Genomic DNA, 18,059 nt, shown 5'->3' with positions numbered 1-18,059 from the left:
CACGAAATGGAGTATGCAATATGTCAATGACGCAAGAACAGATAGACCGCGACCGTAAATATCAATTCGAACAGCGGCAAGCAGCTCAGGCGCGTTCAAAAGCGTTTTATGAGCGCCATGATCAGCCACAGAAAAAGCGAAAAGGCACACCGGGTGATATTGCTCACCAAATGTATCCGGAAGATGTTCCGCTGGATTAAGTTTCTACCGGCGCAGGCTCGTAAATTATAGTGCAGAATTGTCAATAAAACTGCTCTAGATGCAGGGGCAAATTGATGTAGAGACTAACCCTTCTTCACTTGTGCTAATGTTATGCGTTCCATCAGCGGAATGCTGAAACTCTGTTTTTTTGGAGTTAACCCGGCTTTCGTCATACGAGTGCTAAATTCGCGGTGCTTCTCTAGTTGCTTTGCGAACGCGCCTGATCTGCCTCTGCTGCCTTTAACCGCTTCTTTTACAATAATATCAATGCTCATAGTGGGTTCCTTAGAAGATATGCCTGTTATAAATAGCGAATTGTGAACCATTCCGTTCCAAATACCCAGTTAAAGTATCGCTGTATCGTCTTACATTTAGATTAAGATTATCATCTTCGCCAAAATCTTCGATTTCAAGTTTCAATTCCGACCTTAGCACACCCATAGGTATCGTGCGCCCATGAGAGTGCCAAATTTTATTATCGGATAATTTCATAGCTATTTCTTCAGCCCGCTGCAACTTTTGATCTGAAGTAACTTTTGAACCCACATTATTGGTCCGGTGGTTCGTCCAGTTTTTAAACTTATATTCGGTGAGCCATTTCTTCAGCAAATTAATTGAGAGATCCTTAGCTTGCTCGTAAAAACGAAGCATGGCCAAGTCCAAATTCTGTAACATAGAAAATTCAGCAGGTGTGATCGTATTGTCGCGACTTTTTTCGATAAGTTCATCTACTTTATCGAGGTAACCTAATGCAGGCACTAAAACACGATTCTCTCTATCAGGGACCTGGGGGTCAATAGGCCCCAAAGCAGACGCGTAATTCATGTAAATTTTGTCTGCTGCCATGCAAAATATGGTGCCCGCTGACATCGCTGTATTAGGCACAATCGCATAAAAATTATTATAATGATGGCGTATAACATTAACCATGCGTTCGACCGCCTCAGCCTCGCCTCCGGGAGTTGTCAGGCAGAGAGCGAGCGCTTCTCGTTTGTCACCGCGCTCAGCCATCCGCTCAATAACATCTTTGAATGAATTGAAGTTCCCGGTCCGAAGCTCGCCATAATAATACAGTATATCGCAATCTAGATGTTCCTCTAGTCGCTTTTCAGCAATTTCAACTGTATCGAAAATTACACGATCTACTAATGCTAGTGTCGCCGCCATATTACGTCCTCCCGGCTATCGTTTGTCATATCGGGGCTGAGCTGTCGAATCTTCACCTTACCAGTTTCGGACAGGATTGATGTAATGATAGAACGGTCTGTGGTTTTCAAATCTGAGATAAATTCGTTCATCCAGCCCAGAGGTGATTAGTCCAGTCAATCTCAACTGATCCTGTCCATGGCCGGCATAAGTGGGCGGCATGTTCCATTGGCTCGTTCAGCCATGCTTCCACATTGTCCTGAGCCAGAATAACCGGCATTCGACTGTGAGCCTTCGCTGCATCGCCTGCTGCATCCGTCATGACCATGGTATAGCAGTTGCCCCATTCATTACTGGGACGCAATAAACCCGCAACTGCCATTAACTGTTGATCCGGGATTGATACCCAAGCCTCTTTCATGCTGCCTTTGGGGCCATAGGCTTCTGCATAGCGTTTGACCGGGATAATGCAGCGATATTCGGGTCCAGTCCACCGACGCCAGAATGGAGATGACAGTTTGTCGGTGCGGGCATTGTTGACCGGTTTGGGCCTGGGGTGCTTGCCCTGTTCGTTCGCTCGCTTTCTAACGGCCGCCATTATGAGCGGGAAACCCCATGTCATCTGGCTGATCGTTCGCTTGCCGTCTATCATACGGACGATTTCACCTTGTCCCTGCGGATGGATGATAGATCCCGCACTGTTGAACATCTCGATTTCAAGAACCCTTAAAGCGCGGCGAGCGGCTTCCGTTGCGGCCTGTTCATATCGATTGCACATAATAGCAGTCTATCACGCCAAACCGCCAACGAAAGGGGTAGTTTCACCTTCGGTAGTTTGAGCCATACGCATGGTGCCACCGCACCCACGCTGGCGGCACCGTGCGCGGCGTTCTACATCTTCAAGATATAAATATTTGGCATCTGCGCGATCCAGCAGCTCTTGCGCAGACAGCCAACGCATTTTCTTGCATTTGCGACAGACCAGCTCGAACCGTTCGTCAGGCTCCAGATCGAGTACCTGAATATTGCGTCTCCAGTTCATAGCATTACCTTTGTCCCGGTGATTCGGGGTGGTAATATGAGAACATTATAAGAACAGTCGCAAGAGAGGATGCTATATATGAGATGCCTGACACGGGCGGCTGATTGATTATTAAACCTTATTCTTTAGCTGGAGAGGAGGATAATGGTAAAAGGGGCAGGCTTTAACCTGCCCCCCAACGCGTTACATCGGGCTGCGTCCAGTGATGTGATGCCCGCGTTTTCCTGTTCTGATTTCTGATATACGGCCTTGGTTAATACCCAAGTCCGCCGCAATATCGTGTTGGTAGTGACCTCGTTTGAGGCGCTCCCAGATTTTGCGTATTACATCATCAGTCAGTCGAGCGCGTTTGCGCCCCCTGTTGTCGTCAACCATCATTCTACCTTCCTTGATGGTGCGATCTGAGACTTGACGGGCATAACTATCAATGCAAGAGCATCGATTACCAGGTTCTACCAACCTCGCGTCTCAGAACAGTTATTGCGAGGCTACCCTGAATAAGGTCCAGCGCTCCAACGCTGGGCCTTTTTATATTCAGGATAATCAGTCACTAGTTTAGAGACCCTTTACCGTATGCACGAGAGGGTAAATGACTTTAAAGGCAATCCGTTCGTCGTATGTATGAATCACATCAACGCACATGATTTTTTGCTGCGGTGCAGCGACTCCCTGACAATGTTGAGCAGGGATAGAATGCCCAGTTACACAAGAGGCTAAATCTCATTTGAAAAAGTTTTCAGCAATCATTGTTCTCTATGCGTTCGTAATCGAAAACTCTCCTGATCTACACAGAATCAGAGCAGTTTCTTCAGCAGTGTTGAGAAATGTATAGATCGGTTTCATTTTATGTTGCATCCATGTTGCATGGAGCTGCCGGAACTCAGTGTAATAGCAAGGAAATTGGCGGTATTCTGCGAGTCTGTCTTGCAACATGGAAAACGGCAATCTAAGAGCCAAGGGGTCTTTTAACTATCTGATAAGTCTAGGAAAAAGCTGGATCCCCCGTGAGGATTCGAACCTCAATTAACGGAGTCAGAGTCCGTGGTATTACCATTATACGACAGGGGAGTGTCGGGGGCGCTCTAAACGGCGGGTCTCGGCGGGTCAAGGGGTTTTGGCAATGTCACGGCACAGTTTTGATGGCAGGGCGTGAAATTTTCGTTCAGGTGGATATAATCTCACGCCGGGCTGACCCTGTCGCACCTTTTTCGCTAAACTCTTGCACATGGGGCACCCTACCGTTATCTCTAAGGTCAAATACCGGCGGTATTATCCGATCCGGAGGAACATAAGAGTAACGGTTATGGCGGATGAACTATCCCCATCGCCGCAACAACAGGACGGCGGAAAATCCGCAAGGATGGCGCGCTCGAAACATGCGGCGACATACAAAAATGGAAGGCGAAATGCGTCTTCCTCACACTATAATGGCGCCCGGTGGCCCAAGCTGAGGTCTTATGCGGCCATTGATCTGGGCACGAATAACTGCCGTCTATTGGTTGCAAAGCCGTCTTCTGACGGGTTCATTGTCACCGACGCTTTTTCCCGTGTTGTGCGGCTTGGCGAGGGGTTGATCGAAACCGGGCGGATCAGCAACCGCGCGATGGACCGTGCGGTTGCGGCGCTGTCCATTTGTTCGGACAAGCTGAAACGCCGCAATGTCACGCTCGCCCGTTCGGTGGCTACTGAGGCTTGCCGCCGGGCCAGTAATGGCGACAAGTTTATCGACCGGGTGCGGCAGGAAACCGGCATTGCACTGGACGTCATCAGCGCGGAAGAAGAGGCACGTCTAGCCGTATTGGGGTGCCAGATTTTGCTGGAACCGGGAGAGGGGCCAGCGCTGATCTTTGACATTGGCGGGGGGTCAACCGAGCTGGTGCTGGTCGATACATCGGGAGCAGCTCCGCAGATTATTGACTGGCTGAGCGCACCTTGGGGCGTGGTGTCGCTGACCGAGACGGAAAAATATAACAGCACTAATCCGCGAGCCCGCGCCCAGGCGTTCGAAAATATGCGTGCGCGAGTGCGGGATAGTTTTGCCGAGTTTGCCAGCCGTTTGCCCATATCCGAAAATCAGGATTTTCGCTTGCTTGGGACCAGCGGTACCGTGACAACTCTGGCCAGCCTGCACTTGAAACTACCCCATTATGACCGGAAGGTGATTGACGGCTTGATTGTTCCAGCAGATTCGATGCGTGATATCAGCGCCATGTTAGTAGCCTGTTCACCAGAGCAGCGATCCGCGATACCTTGCATAGGCCGGGAGCGTGCGGAGCTGGTAGTTGGCGGCTGCGCGATACTTGATTCCATTCTGGAAATTTGGCCAGCCAGCCGCGTCGGTGTTGCTGATCGCGGGATAAGGGAAGGCATCTTGCGTTCCCTCATGTCCTCTCATGAACGGCAACAGTCATGAGCCGGGGCAGATCAGGCCACAAAGAGCGTGTAAAGACCGCAAAGGGCCGGAAAATCGGTTCCACGCGTTGGTTGGAGCGGCAGCTTAACGACCCCTATGTCAAACAGGCAAAGGCAGAAGGTTACCGATCTCGCGCGGCGTACAAGATATTAGAGCTGGACGAGCGGTTCAAGTTTGTCCGCAAGGCCAAGGCTGTGGTCGATCTGGGCATTGCACCCGGTGGCTGGTCACAGGTCATTCGCAAATTTGTTCCCGGAGCGAAAATTGTCGGCATCGACTTGCTACCAGTTGACCCGATTGATGGCGTTACCATTTTCGAAATGGATTTCATGGATGACAGTGCGCCGGACAAGCTGATGGAAGCGCTGGGCTGCGCGCCTGACCTTGTGTTGTCGGACATGGCGGCAAATACTGTCGGGCATCAGCAAACCGACCATTTACGCACCATGGGACTGGTGGAATCCGCTGCCCACTTTGCTGTGGAAAATTTGCAAATAGGCGGCACATTTGTGGCAAAGGTTCTGGCCGGAGGCACGGACAATGAATTGCTGACTTTCCTGAAACAGCATTTCAAGACCGTGAAACATGCCAAGCCCCCGGCAAGCCGTAAAGGCTCGTCAGAATGGTATGTGATTGCCCAGGGATTTAAAGGGCGACGCGACTAGGGCTTTGTGCGGGGCGCATCATCAGATAACCCATTTTAGTCCCCGTTAATCCCCGCCTGCGGCCGCCGTTTATTTCGAGCTGCGGGCCTTGGCGATCATTTCCTTTATGCCGTCATAGCCGACCGCGCCTACCTGGCTCTGGTTGCCGACAACAAATGCCGGGGTTCCGGTGAACTGTAGCTGCCGTGCGACTTCAATATTTTTCTGAATCTCTTCGCGCGCTTCGGGAGTTGCAATAAATTTGCGGGCGGCCTGCATGTCCATACCGACTTCCTTAGCTGCGCTCTCGATGGTGGAAGGGGTCGGCCGGCCGGTGGCGAACATGGTTTTGTGAAAGGCGTAATATTTCCCCTGCTTGGCCGCGGCCAACGCCATTAACGCGGCGTCGTTACTGGCCTCGCTCAATATCGGAAGTTCGCGGAAGACCACTTTGACATTTTTGTCTTCCTGCAAAACGCGGGCAATATCGGCGGTGGTTTGCTTGCAATAGGGGCAGGCAAAGTCGGAATATTCGACGATGATAACATCGCCATTGGGGTTTCCTGCAAAGGCGTTTCCGGCAAAGGGAGTTTCGATCTGGGCGCGCACTTCATTAATAGCCGCACCTTTTTGGCGGTTCTGCAATATTTCGACGGCTTCGGGAATGATTTCAGGATTTTTGAGAATATAGTCCCGCACAATGGCTTCGATTGCGGCCTTTTGTTTGTTGTCAATGCCCGCAGCAAGCGCGGCCTTTGCCGCTTCGTCACCTGCGGATGATGCACCGCTTGTCTGCATGAACCAGACCGCCGCTGCCGCAGCTATGGCCAAAGCGCCACCTCCCATAATCATCCACTTTCTCTTAATATTGTTCACGTTTCACCATTTCAAATAACTTCACCCCCCTTGGGTCAGCTTCTTCCGCTTGTCCAGAGTTGTTAGTAAAGAGCACTGTTTGAAGAAGGTTGTTGAGGGATAGGTTTAGCGCCGCCGCTTATCCTGCCGCTCAAACTCGTTCTTAGCGGTTAACAGAATATCCTGAGCGCGGATCCATTCCGGTGTGTTTTCCTTTATGCCGGACATGGCGATTTGCGAGCTGCGGATCGCGCTACCATAGTTGCGTGACAACATGGCGCTTTCTGCGGTGGCAAGCTGTGCGCGAGCGCTATCGCCTTGCTGTGAATAGACAACGCCCAGTTGGTACCATGCGAAGGGGTTTTGATTGTCCTTTGCTACAGCGGCTTTCAATACACGCTCGGCTTCCTCGAAATGACTTTGGTCTTCGGTAGCGATCAACGCATGGCCAAACAGACTGGCGATCAGGGGTTGGTTATTGGTCAGCTGGACCGCTTTGCGTAAAGAGGCGATGGCGTCTTGAGGGTTACCCGATTCTAGATATATCTGTCCTTGCAGTTCCAGAAAATAGGGATCGTTCGGTTCGTCATTCAAAAGGCTATTGACCTCTGTCATGGCGCGGTCTGGATAGGCGCTTTTGTGCCAGGCATAGGCCCGGGCATAACGTGCGGCGATGCTTTGATCGGTTTCCGGAAACTCGCGTAATGTGACGGCTGGGTCACTGATATAGCCAAACAGCTTTGCCTTGACCCGCTGGAACCGTTTTTCAATCTCTGGATCGGGAGGGTTATCCCATGCAGAATCTGCTTGATACACATCGCGTAGCACGGAGATACGCTCACCGGACAGCGGGTGGGTGCGGCTATAGCTATCTTCCTGAGGAATGCCGAGACGGAACTCGTAATTTTGCAGCTTTTTGAAAAAGTCGATTGACCCTTTGCCAGTGATACCGGCGCCCGAAAGATAACGCGCACCTGCGGCATCGGCGCTGCGTTCCTGAACCCGGTTAAAGGCAAGAAATTTGCCCATCGCGGCTTGTTGTCCGGCCGCCAAAATCCCAGCCCCAGCATCACCCGCACCCGCAGCAATGGCTGCCGCGCCAAGAATCAGGCTGAGGATAGTGATGCCGGTGGCGGTTTTCATGCCTTCGCCAAAGCGGATGATATGACCGCCGGTAATATGGCCAAGCTCGTGCGCCATAACGCCCTGTATCTCGACTGCACTATCCGCTTCGGCTATTGTTCCGGAGTAGAAGTATATGCGCTGTCCACCCGCGACAAAGGCGTTGACCTCGCTGCTGTTGATCAGGACAACTTCCACGTCCTTGGCATCCAGTTCGGATGCTTGTACCAGCGGGGCCACCATGTCACTGAATAGCGCTTCGGTTTCAGCGTCACGTAGAATAGACTGGGCGGCAACCGGTTGCGCCGTGACCGCAAACATGGTGATAAGCGCAATGATGAAATGCCCGATGCGGGACAAGGAAAAAGAGGCAATATGCTTGCGTTTATGATCATTCGGCGATGACATATCTGTCCTTTTGGGATGTCCTCTGAAATTCAGTATTCGGGCGAATTTATCTTCCTGTTTGGTGTCTATACTGGGGCGGCCAGGCTTAACCTGCGATGAAATATACTGTCGGCAATCTAACGGATAATGGGACCCGTTGACAACAGAAGATGTGCCCCGCTCCCGAATGGAGAGGGGCACCATATCTTCTGCTTAGCCGAATGTCCGTTGCCACCAACCGGCACGGGGCGGGTCAGATTTTTCTGATTTCGCCGTTTTTTCAGAAGTACTTTCAGAAGGAACGCTTTCTGAAGAGACGCTTTCTGAAGTCTCGTTTTCAGCAGGGGCGGTTTCCTTCGGTGCGCTTTCTTCTGACGCCTTCACGGCTGGTTTTTTGGCCGCAGTCCTTCTGGCTGCAGGTTTAGCAGCCGGTTTATCGGTAGTTTCCGCGCCATCGACATCGGCTTTTTTCGCTCGCGACCGGCTTGCCCGTTTAACAGCGGGTTTAGCAGCCGGTTCCTCAGTAGTGGCATCACCGCCGCTTTCTGTCGGAGCCGTTGTAGCTTCTTCGGTCTCAGGAGCCTGAGCAGCTTCAGGGCTTTTTGCAACCGCTTTGGACTTACGCGGTGCACGGCGGCGTTTGGGCTTTTCTTCGGCCTCAGGTACCGGGGCTTCCTCTGCGTTCGGTGTGGCTTCTGTTGCAGCCTCCGAAGCGTCGGTTTTCTTCGATCGCGACCGGCGAGCCCGTTTCGGCTTTTCTGCCGATTCAGCAGCTTCGTCCGTACCAGCTTCTACTGGTGCCTTTGCTTTCGCACTATCGGTTTCCGAACCCTCTGCCGCCGCTACTGCACCGTCAGATGGCTTGCGATTGCGTCCACCGCGGGAACGGCGTGACCTTGGCTTGTCGCCGCTATCGCTGCTTTGTTCTGCAGTTTCTGCTTCTGATGGTTCAGAGGCTTGTTCTGTGGCATTGTCGTTATCGCCGTTCTCATTGTTGGAAGCGGTTTCGCTACCATTACGATCACGTCGACCGCCGCGACGTCCACGCCGTCCGCGCCGTTTGCGCGGGGCGTTTTCTTCGCTGCCGGTTTCCTGCGCAGCGACATCGGATGCAGTGTCTTCTTCCTCGTCGTCCACGTCTATAATAGGCTCAAACTTCGGGGCGTTTTTCGGCGGGCTACCTGATCCTTTGACCTCCATCCGCGCGCCTTCAATCTCTCCATCCGGAGTGATCTCGACCGTAACGCCGTAACGCTGCTCGATCTCGCCGATTTCATGCCGCTTGCTGTTCAGGACGTAAATAGTCGCTTCCTGGCTGGTGGTAAGTGTGATCTGGCTGGCTTTACCCTTGGCTGCCTCTTCCTCAATCAGGCGCAGGGCAGATAGCGCAGCCGAAGATGCCGTGCGGACAAGGCCGGTGCCTTCACAATGCGGGCACACTTTGGTGGATGCTTCCAGAACGCCGGTACGCAGACGCTGGCGGCTCATTTCCAACAAGCCAAAGCTTGATATCCGTCCGACCTGAATTCGTGCGCGGTCATTTTTCAACGCATCGCGCATGGCCCGTTCGACCTTGCGGACATTCGAGTGGCGGTCCATGTCGATAAAGTCGATCACCACCAGACCGGCCATATCGCGCAGGCGCAATTGACGGGCAATTTCCGCTGCGGCTTCCAGATTGGTTTTAACCGCAGTGGCTTCGATACCATGCTCTCGTGTGGACCGGCCAGAGTTAATGTCGATAGAGACTAGCGCCTCAGTCGGATTGATGACCAGATAGCCGCCGGATTTCAACTGGACCTCCGGCTGATACATGGCAGAAAGCTGGTCCTCTACGCCGTAACGCTGGAACAGGGATACCGGATCGGCATAGCTTTTCACCCGCCTGCTGTGGCTGGGCATTAGCAATTTCATAAAGTTTTTGGCCGCTGCATAACCTTCTGCACCCTCGACCAGAACTTCTTCGATCTCGCGGTTATAGATGTCGCGAATCGCGCGTTTGATAAGATCGCTGTCGCTGTGGATCAGGGCAGGGGCCACTGCGCCCAATGTTTTCTCCCGCACTTCGTCCCATAGCCGGGCGAGATAATCAAAGTCGCGCTTGATTTCCGGTTTTGTGCGCGAAAGACCAGCGGTCCGTACGATGCAGCCCATGCTATTGGGCAGGTTCAGGTCCGCAATAATGGATTTCAACCGTTTCCGGTCGCCCGCATTGTTGATTTTACGGCTGATCCCGCCGCCATGCGACGTGTTAGGCATCAGTACGCAATAACGACCCGCAAGACTGAGATAGGTGGTGAGGGCTGCGCCTTTATTGCCGCGCTCTTCCTTGACAACCTGCACCAGAACAACCTGACGGCGCTGGATAACATCCTGGATCTTGTAGCGTTTGCGAAGGGCCATGCGCTTCTGACGCGCCTGGTCACTGGCTTTGGCTACATTGCCGCGGCCTTCATTGTCACCCGAACGCCCGCGATTGCGGCCTTTGCCGCGACCCCGGTTATTGCGGCGGCCATTGCCCGCTTCATTATCGTCCCCGGTCGATTCTTCATCATCGTCATCATCGCTGTCGTCGCTATCTGAATCATCGCTATCATCGTCATCATCGGGGATTTTACCCTCTGTGACGTCGATCGTATCGACGCTTTCGTCTTTCTCGACCTCGACCAAAGCGGTGTCCAGCTCTTCGGTGGCTTCGCTACGCACCATATCGGATGGTGTGTCGTCTTCCTCTTCTTCCTGTGCGCGCAATGCAGCCTCTTCGGCGGCATGTTCGGCTTCTTCGGCAAGCAGACGTTCGCGATCTTCCTGCGGGATCTGGTAATAGTCGGGGTGGATTTCGCTAAATGCCAGAAATCCGTGGCGGTTGCCGCCATAATCAACAAACGCAGCCTGTAGCGAGGGTTCCACTCGCGTTACTTTTGCTAGATAAATATTGCCTTTTAGCTGTTTGTGATCCGAGGATTCAAAGTCAAACTCCTCAATTTTGTTCCCTTTTACGACGGCCACCCGGGTTTCTTCCTGGTGGCGCGCGTCGATTAACATGCGCGTGCTCATTCAATATACTCCTGACATGGTGCGTCGGAAACTTGTCCGGCGGGACCATGCGATATAAAAGGGATGACGTCTTCTTGCGCGCGGCCAATCCGATGCTTCTCCATCGATCCGGGGCGCGCGGCGTCATCCGGTTAGATTCAAATGTCTCTGAAAAAAATGTGTCTGCAACAAATGCATGGCCCGGGCCGGTAGCCAGGGTCTTTCCGTCCATAGAAGCACTTCCCTTTGGAAGAGTTCCGGAACCGGAGATGTCATGCCTCATGTCGCGTCAACCTGTAAGTGCGGGACTGATGCCCCGCTTCGCTCGTGTCTTTGTAAATTAGTTTCTAATGACACAGATGGAGTGCTAGCACCGCAATTGCAAATCGGCAATATAAACTATCGTATGACCGGCTTACTATTTCACCCGCGATTATGCCCCAAGCATAGTGCCGGTAGCTGGATTGCCGAAAACTGGCCAGAAACCGGGTATTTCCCAATTAACTTCCTCATATTGCGCGCGATTATAATTATATCCTTTATGGAGCATTAATCTTGTTTTAGGGCTGTTCCACAGGGGGTATCGCCAAACATATATGGCCGAAAAAAATTTTATCCGGACCGGCATCAAGGCGCGGCTGCATAAGGTATATTTGCCTTTTGGCCGGTTTCGTGCTGCTCATTTTGCAGTGTTTCCGGTGCTCTGTTCATTGGCTTTAACTCCTCACTATCCTGCACATGCGGCTGTCCTTGGCTGGTTCGCTCCGTCGTCTATACTACAGACAGCTCAATTCCGCGCCGCGCCGCCGAAAAAATCCTACAGCGTCAAAATGCCGCTCGGTAAGCCTCAGCCTACGGTTGCTTTGCCCAGGATTGCCGGTCCAAGGGACAGGAACCTGCCTCTGGTCGTTATTGATGCCGGGCACGGGGGGCATGATCCGGGCACGGTTTCGCCGCATGGCGGCCAATATGAGAAGACGGTTGTGCTGGCGGTTGCCAAAGCGGTTCGGGAACAGTTGCTTGCCGGAGGACGGGTTCGCGTTGCCTTGACGCGCGATACGGATAAATATCTCTTGCTAGAAGAAAGATACGGTATTGCCCGACGGTTGGGTGCTGATCTGTTCATATCCATTCATGCCGATGCTGCGGGCAACCCGTTGGCGTCCGGCGCCAGCGTCTATACCCTCTCGGAAGTCGCTTCGGACAGGGAAGCGGCCAAGCTGGCAGCGCGAGAAAACCGCGGCGATATCATAAACGGCGTGAATTTGGGCGAGGCCAACCGCGATGTATCTTCGATATTGATTGACCTGACCCAGCGTGAGACGATGAAAGAGTCCGCTGACTTTGCTAAACTGTTGGTCCGCGAAGGTGAGCGGTTGATCAAATTCCGCGACAACCCGCACCGCTTCGCGTCGCTTGTGGTCTTGAAAGCGCCGGACACAGCCTCTGTCCTGTTTGAAAGCGGTTATATGACGAACAAGGATGACGTCGCGATACTGGCATCGAGTGAAGGACAGATCAAGGTCGCCACCGGAATCGCCAACGCTATCGAGGCTCATTTCGCCCGTAAGGCGGCGCGGGAATAACCGTTTGATATGTGCCCTAATCTCCATCCTGGGGAGGGTAGGGATTTTAACAGGCATCTTAATGATTTCCGGCTTGTGCGCGGAAGACGGTTGCCATTTTGCGGCGCCACAATGCAATTTTTTCGTCGATATTATCTGGATAATGGCTCCGATGGTGCTAGATAGCGCAGGATATGGTCAATGATACCCCCGATACAGATGGCACCGAGGCCACGGAAAGTCTTGCTTACAAGCTGGAACGCAAAAGCGGCAATTTTCTACGTGGGCTGGAAACATTGTGGCAAAAATGGTGGTTTCGCCTGCTTATCGCCTTTGCTGCACTATGCCTGATTGGCTGGCTGTTGATCTGGCTACTGTTCGCACGCGATTTGCCCGATGCGAAAATGCTGGAACAATATGATCCGCCTTTGCCGACTATAGTGCGTGCTTATGATGGTGAGCCTGTACACAGCTATGCCCGCGAAAGACGGGTGCAACTGGCTTATTCCGATTTTCCGACAACATTGATACGCGCCTATCTGGCTGCGGAAGACCGGACCTTTTTTCAACATGGTGGGCTGGATTATCCCGGCATCGCGACAGCAATTGTCACCAACCTTACCCGCGGCGGTCGCCCGGTGGGTGCCTCTACCATTACCCAGCAGGTCGCAAAAAACCTGATGCTATCGAACGAGCTTTCCTATCGCCGTAAAGTCCGCGAGGCGATACTCGCCTATCGGATTGAGGAAGTGCTGACCAAAGAGGAAATTCTAGAGCTTTATCTCAATCAGATTTTCCTTGGCCGAAATGCTTATGGTGTTCAGGCTGCGGCGCAGGCCTATTTTGGCAAGGATGTCGACGAACTGGCCCTCCATGAAATGGCCTATCTGGCGATTCTGCCTAAGGGACCGGCCAATTATCGCCCGGAACAGAATGAAGAACGCGCCATTTCCAGACGCAACTGGGTTCTGGGCGGAATGCTGAGCAATGACTGGATCACAAAGGAACAGCATGACCATGCCGTCGCACAGCCTTTGGGGGCCATCACCTCTCGCGGGGAACGCTATGAACGGGTTGGTGGTTATTTTATCGAAGAAGTACGGCGCCAGTTGATCGACCAATTTGGCGAAACGGATGAGGACGGGACGAACAGTGTCTATGCCGGTGGTTTGTGGGTCCGCACCTCTCTCAATCCGCAATTGCAGGAATATACGAAAGATGCACTGCGGAACGGCTTGCTGCGCTATAGTCGCGGTAAAAGCTGGAGCGGGCCGATCAACACTATAGAGATAGACGGAAACTGGACGCAGAGACTGGCTTCGACCAATATAGACACCGACTATTCCGACTGGCAGATTGCTGTGACTCTAAAGCGTCAGGGCGGTGGCGCTGAAATCGGTTTTTCCGATGGCAGGACAGGCACTATTGGCAATGCGCCGGATAAGTTGAAAGCCGGTGACATCATTGCCGTCAGCCCGGAAGGCGGCAGCAATTACGTGCTTCGCAATGTGCCCAAAGTTTCCGGCGGAATGGTTGTGCAGAATCCGCATAATGGCCGGATATGGGCCATGCAGGGCGGGTTTGATGACCGTATGAGTTCGTTCAATCGTGCCACACAGGCATCGCGGCAGCCGGGTTCCACGATCAAGCCATTCGTCTATGCTACCGCGCTTGATCAGGGGATGACCCCTGCGACGATCATCACGGATAGTCCGTTTTGTGTCTATCAATCCGCTTCTCTGGGGCAAAAATGTTTTCGTAATTTCGGCAATTCCAGAGGGGCCGGGCCGCAGACATTGCGGTGGGGGGTCGAGCAATCCCGCAACCTGATGACGGTGCGCGCGGCCAATGATGCAGGCATGGATAATGTCGTCAAAACCATCAAGACAATGGGCATTGGCGAATATGAACCGTATCTTTCCTATGCGCTCGGCGCGGGCAGCACGACAGTGGAAAAGCTGACCAACGCATATTCAATGCTGGTCAACTATGGGCGCGAGTTAAAGCCAACCGTTATTGATTATGTGCAGGACCGCCATGGTAAGGTGATTTTTCGAGCCGACAAGCGGATTTGCGAGGATTGCAACCAACCTGACTGGGACGGCGGACGTATGCCGCGCCCGCGCCCTGCAGGAAAACAGCTTATGGACCCGATGACGGCTTATCAGATGGTCAATATCATGGAAGGGGTCATCACCCGCGGCACAGCGCAAAGGCTCCGGAGCCTCGAGCGTCCGTTATTCGGTAAAACCGGAACGTCCAATGGCCCAACCAATGTCTGGTTCATTGGCGGATCGCCGGATATGGTTGCCGGGGTCTATATGGGCTTTGACCAACCGGCCAATATGGGTGGCTATGCTCAGGGCGGCTCATTGGCGGCCCCGATCTTTCAGGAATTTGCCCAGAAAGCGATGGAGGGCATGCCGAAAACGCCTTTCGTAGCTCCGCGCGGTATCCGCATGGTCAAAGTGGACCGCAAAACCGGCAAGCGGGTTTTCGGCGGCTGGCCATCCGATGACCCAAGAGCGGCAGTGATCTGGGATGTCTTCAAGCCGGAAACCGAACCTAAACGCTCAATCCGTAAAGAGGATATGCTCGCCCGTCTGGAAGCTATGAAGGCGCAGTTGAAGGCCGCCAAGATCGCAGCCCGTAACCGCGCTGCGAATGCAGGGGCTGGGGCGCAAAGTGACAGCGAGTTTCTTCAGGAAGAAGGCGGCATTTATTAGGTTACATCGCAGTGGACTTTATAGCCTGTTCTATGGTTCATTCCATGACGGGCCGGTAAAGAAAGCGCATCCCCGCCAATATTGTTTGGCAAGCTGCGCCACTTTTGCTGTTTCCCTACTGACAGGGGGGAAAACCCCTGCTATCGGCGCGCTATGACTGAACGCTCCCATATTCGTAATTTTTCGATCATCGCACATATTGACCACGGCAAATCGACGCTGGCGGACAGGCTGATCCAATATACCGGCGGTCTTACCGAGCGCGAGATGAGCGAACAGGTGCTCGATAACATGGATATTGAGCGCGAGCGCGGCATCACGATCAAGGCGCAGACTGTTCGGCTCAACTATACAGCGAAAAATGGCGAGACTTATGAATTGAGCCTGATGGACACGCCAGGCCATGTCGATTTTGCCTATGAAGTGTCACGCAGCCTTGCCGCCTGCGAGGGGGCCTTGCTAGTGGTGGATGCGGCGCAAGGCGTGGAAGCGCAGACGCTGGCAAATGTTTATCAGTCGATCGAGCATGACCACGAGATTATTCCGGTCCTGAACAAGGTCGATTTACCCGCCGCAGACCCGGAACGTGTTCGCACCGAGATCGAGGAAATTATCGGTATAGATGCTTCGGAAGCAGTGCTGGCTTCGGCAAAATCCGGCATCGGTATCGAGGAGATTCTGGAACAGATTGTCGAAAAGATACCCGCCCCCGGCGGTGACCGCAATGCACCGTTGAAAGCGATGCTAGTCGATAGTTGGTATGACCCCTATCTGGGCGTTGTCATCCTTGTCCGCGTTATTGACGGCGTGCTGTCCAAGGGGCAGCGGATCAAATTCATGGCGCAGGGCACGGAACATCTGGTCGACCGTGTTGGCTGTATGCGGCCAAAGATCGAAATCCTGCCCGAACTGGCAGCTGGAGAGATCGGCTTTATTACCGCGCAGATCAAGGAAGTTTCCCAAACCGCCGTCGGCGATACGATCACAACGGTCAAAGGCGGCGCGACAGAGGCCTTGCCCGGTTTCAAGGAAGTGCAGTCGGTGGTCTTCTGCGGTCTGTTCCCCGTCGATGCTGCCGATTTTGAAAAGCTGCGGGAAAGTATCAGTAAACTGCGCCTGAATGACGCAAGCTTCACCTTTGAAATGGAAACCAGTGCCGCATTGGGGCAGGGCTTCCGTTGCGGTTTTCTGGGCCTGTTGCATCTGGAGATTATTCAGGAACGGCTGACCCGCGAATATGATCTGGACCTGATTACAACCGCTCCTTCGGTAGTTTACCGGATGGTGATGAATGACGGGTCGGAACAGTTTCTACACAACCCCGCCGACATGCCGGACATCGTGAAGATTGCGGACATTGAAGAACCATGGATAGAGGCAACCATTTATTGCCCCGATGAATATCTGGGCGGTATCCTGAAACTCTGTCAGGATCGACGCGGGATCCAGAAAGACCTGACCTATGTCGGGGGACGGGCGCAGATAGTCTATGAACTGCCTCTCAACGAGGTGGTGTTCGATTTCTATGACCGGCTGAAAAGTATTTCGCGCGGTTATGCCAGCTTTGATTATCATCAGGTGGGACTGCGCTCCGGTAACCTGGTCAAGATGAATATCATGGTCAACGGCGATCCGGTCGATGCGCTCAGCATGATTGTTCACCGCGACGCTGCTGAAGCGCGTGGTCGGCATATGTGCGAAAGGCTGAAAGACCTGATCCCGCGTCACCTGTTCAAGATCCCCGTGCAAGCGGCGATTGGCGGCAAAGTGATTGCGCGCGAGACAATTGCAGCGATGCGTAAGGACGTGACCGCGAAATGCTATGGCGGTGACATCAGCCGCAAGAAAAAGCTGCTCGAAAAACAGAAAAAGGGCAAGGCCAAGATGCGCGAATATGGCAATGTCAGCATTCCGCAGGAAGCGTTTATCGCTGCTCTGAAAATGGGTGATGAAAGTTAGTTAACACATTGTGATACAGGAAAATAAGGCGATCAGCTTTTAGAAACAGCACCTTTCACCGATTATTCCAGTAAACCGCAAGGCTCTATTTCATCGGGAAGCAAAGCCCTGCCAGCGGGGCGAAAGCGGGCGAAATATCCGCCCAGTTCAGGCCGCTGCATAAAACCGGTCAGTTGATAGCCAACTGCCTCGAATTCGCAAAATAGCTGCCTGGGTGGCGTCCCGTGCTCTGTAAAGGGGCGGTCAACATCGACTACGATGACTTCCCCACCATCATATCCGTCATCGTCTCCGTCCTTGCGGAGCGCGGGGCGCAGCCGCGAGAGGAAAGCATAGGGCTCGCTCACTTCGTGATACATATGCACCAGGAAGATGCGGTCAAAGCTGTTTTCCGGCAGGCGCGGATCGTCCGGAGCGCCAAGTTTGATCGAGACATTATCAAGCGATTCGCGCGCGACCCTGTCGGCCAGACGCTCAATCGCACCCTTGTCGATATCCTGCGCCAGCACGCGCCCCTTTGGACCGACTTTTTCGGCCAGTCGCACGGTATAATAGCCTTCACCTGCACCAATATCGGCGACCGTCATGCCCGGTTCCAGCATCGCCGCTTTCATGATCTCCTCTGCCTCACGCCGGTCATCACGCACAGTTTCGGTGGACCACTCGTTACCGCTCAACTCCGCAACAGGCCGCGATGCTGGCGGATAAGCCCGTGCAGTCTCCACCCGCCCGGCATCCTCATCGGATACCTTCTTGCACCCGGCTAGGGGAAGTGTGGCCACCAATGCCGTGATTGCCATCAAGGAAAAAATGGAACGGGGAGGCGTGATCATGATCATGAATATGGAGTAGGAGAGGAGAAGGACGGGGGCAATGGTATTTTTGTGGGTGTGCTCTATAGCGCTGACTCTGTGCCTAAGCTGGAAAGGCAGTTGATGATTTAATACCGCGCTTCATCCCGTC

The 18,059-nt window shown here is 53.2% G+C and carries 15 protein-coding genes and 1 tRNA gene; 6 read left to right on the top strand and 10 right to left on the bottom strand.

Features of this window, described 5'->3' with window-relative positions; all coding sequences use genetic code 11:
* Positions 1 to 20: 20 nt before the first annotated feature.
* A complete protein-coding gene (locus VIN76_RS08670; protein ID WP_332041437.1) occupies positions 21 to 200 on the top strand; it encodes a hypothetical protein in 180 nt (59 codons plus the stop codon).
* An 84-nt stretch (positions 201 to 284) separates the two neighbouring features.
* Here the strand turns inward: VIN76_RS08670 and VIN76_RS08665 are convergent, their stop codons facing one another.
* The 6 genes from VIN76_RS08665 to VIN76_RS08640 all read right to left on the bottom strand — a co-directional run bounded on the left by VIN76_RS08665 (position 285) and on the right by VIN76_RS08640 (position 3,457).
* Positions 285 to 476 carry a hypothetical protein gene (locus VIN76_RS08665; protein ID WP_332041436.1) on the bottom strand — a complete coding sequence of 64 codons (192 nt, stop codon included), beginning with the start codon at positions 474 to 476 and terminating at the stop codon, positions 285 to 287.
* A 10-nt stretch (positions 477 to 486) separates the two neighbouring features.
* Positions 487 to 1,368, bottom strand: a complete 882-nt coding sequence (locus tag VIN76_RS08660; protein ID WP_332041435.1) for an SDH family Clp fold serine proteinase — start codon at positions 1,366 to 1,368, stop codon at positions 487 to 489.
* Positions 1,369 to 1,495: 127 nt separating this feature from the next.
* Entirely contained in the window at positions 1,496 to 2,125 is a 630-nt protein-coding gene (locus tag VIN76_RS08655) for an SOS response-associated peptidase family protein (protein ID WP_332041434.1), read from the bottom strand.
* Positions 2,126 to 2,137: 12 nt separating this feature from the next.
* The gene (locus tag VIN76_RS08650; protein WP_332041433.1) at positions 2,138 to 2,389 is read right to left on the bottom strand and encodes a hypothetical protein; all 252 of its coding nucleotides are present in this window, start codon (positions 2,387 to 2,389) and stop codon (positions 2,138 to 2,140) included.
* 183 nt (positions 2,390 to 2,572) lie between these two features.
* Positions 2,573 to 2,767: a hypothetical protein gene (locus tag VIN76_RS08645; RefSeq protein WP_332041432.1), complete on the bottom strand. Its 195-nt coding sequence runs from the start codon at positions 2,765 to 2,767 to the stop codon at positions 2,573 to 2,575.
* A gap of 616 nt (positions 2,768 to 3,383) precedes the next feature.
* Positions 3,384 to 3,457 (bottom strand) — tRNA-Gln (locus VIN76_RS08640).
* 235 nt (positions 3,458 to 3,692) lie between these two features.
* Here VIN76_RS08640 and VIN76_RS08635 point away from each other — a divergent pair.
* Both VIN76_RS08635 and VIN76_RS08630 read left to right on the top strand, forming a co-directional pair.
* The gene (locus tag VIN76_RS08635; RefSeq protein ID WP_332041431.1) at positions 3,693 to 4,802 is read left to right on the top strand and encodes a Ppx/GppA phosphatase family protein; all 1,110 of its coding nucleotides are present in this window, start codon (positions 3,693 to 3,695) and stop codon (positions 4,800 to 4,802) included.
* Positions 4,799 to 5,467 (top strand): RlmE family RNA methyltransferase, encoded by a 669-nt coding sequence (locus VIN76_RS08630; RefSeq protein ID WP_332041430.1) that lies wholly within the window; start codon positions 4,799 to 4,801, stop codon positions 5,465 to 5,467. The genes VIN76_RS08635 and VIN76_RS08630 overlap by 4 nt, the downstream gene beginning before the upstream one ends.
* A 69-nt stretch (positions 5,468 to 5,536) precedes the next feature.
* Here VIN76_RS08630 and VIN76_RS08625 read toward each other — a convergent pair whose 3' ends face one another.
* The 3 genes from VIN76_RS08625 to VIN76_RS08615 form a co-directional block, all read right to left on the bottom strand.
* Positions 5,537 to 6,298: a DsbA family protein gene (locus tag VIN76_RS08625; RefSeq protein ID WP_332041429.1), complete on the bottom strand. Its 762-nt coding sequence runs from the start codon at positions 6,296 to 6,298 to the stop codon at positions 5,537 to 5,539.
* Positions 6,299 to 6,427: 129 nt separating this feature from the next.
* The gene (locus tag VIN76_RS08620; RefSeq protein ID WP_414696320.1) at positions 6,428 to 7,831 is read right to left on the bottom strand and encodes a M48 family metalloprotease; all 1,404 of its coding nucleotides are present in this window, start codon (positions 7,829 to 7,831) and stop codon (positions 6,428 to 6,430) included.
* A gap of 192 nt (positions 7,832 to 8,023) precedes the next feature.
* Complete coding sequence (locus VIN76_RS08615) at positions 8,024 to 10,867, bottom strand: Rne/Rng family ribonuclease (RefSeq protein WP_332041428.1); 2,844 nt, start codon at positions 10,865 to 10,867, stop codon at positions 8,024 to 8,026.
* Positions 10,868 to 11,442: 575 nt separating this feature from the next.
* On the opposite strand from VIN76_RS08615, the gene VIN76_RS08610 reads away from it, so the two are divergent.
* The 3 genes from VIN76_RS08610 (at position 11,443) to lepA (ending at position 17,096) form a co-directional block, all read left to right on the top strand.
* Positions 11,443 to 12,432, top strand: a complete 990-nt coding sequence (locus tag VIN76_RS08610; RefSeq protein WP_332041427.1) for an N-acetylmuramoyl-L-alanine amidase — start codon at positions 11,443 to 11,445, stop codon at positions 12,430 to 12,432.
* A gap of 173 nt (positions 12,433 to 12,605) precedes the next feature.
* Positions 12,606 to 15,137, top strand: a complete 2,532-nt coding sequence (locus VIN76_RS08605) for a PBP1A family penicillin-binding protein (protein ID WP_332041426.1) — start codon at positions 12,606 to 12,608, stop codon at positions 15,135 to 15,137.
* Positions 15,138 to 15,290: 153 nt separating this feature from the next.
* Positions 15,291 to 17,096 (top strand): translation elongation factor 4, encoded by a 1,806-nt coding sequence (gene lepA, locus VIN76_RS08600; protein WP_332041425.1) that lies wholly within the window; start codon positions 15,291 to 15,293, stop codon positions 17,094 to 17,096.
* Positions 17,097 to 17,158: 62 nt separating this feature from the next.
* Here lepA and VIN76_RS08595 read toward each other — a convergent pair whose 3' ends face one another.
* Entirely contained in the window at positions 17,159 to 17,929 is a 771-nt protein-coding gene (locus VIN76_RS08595) for a class I SAM-dependent methyltransferase (protein WP_414696319.1), read from the bottom strand.
* Positions 17,930 to 18,059 lie beyond the last annotated feature (130 nt).

The sequence above is a fragment of the Parasphingorhabdus sp. genome, from assembly GCF_036568145.1.
Lineage (GTDB): Bacteria > Pseudomonadota > Alphaproteobacteria > Sphingomonadales > Sphingomonadaceae > Parasphingorhabdus.
The sequence above is the reverse complement of the archived record's forward strand: the minus strand, read 5'-3'. Positions and strand labels throughout refer to the sequence as shown.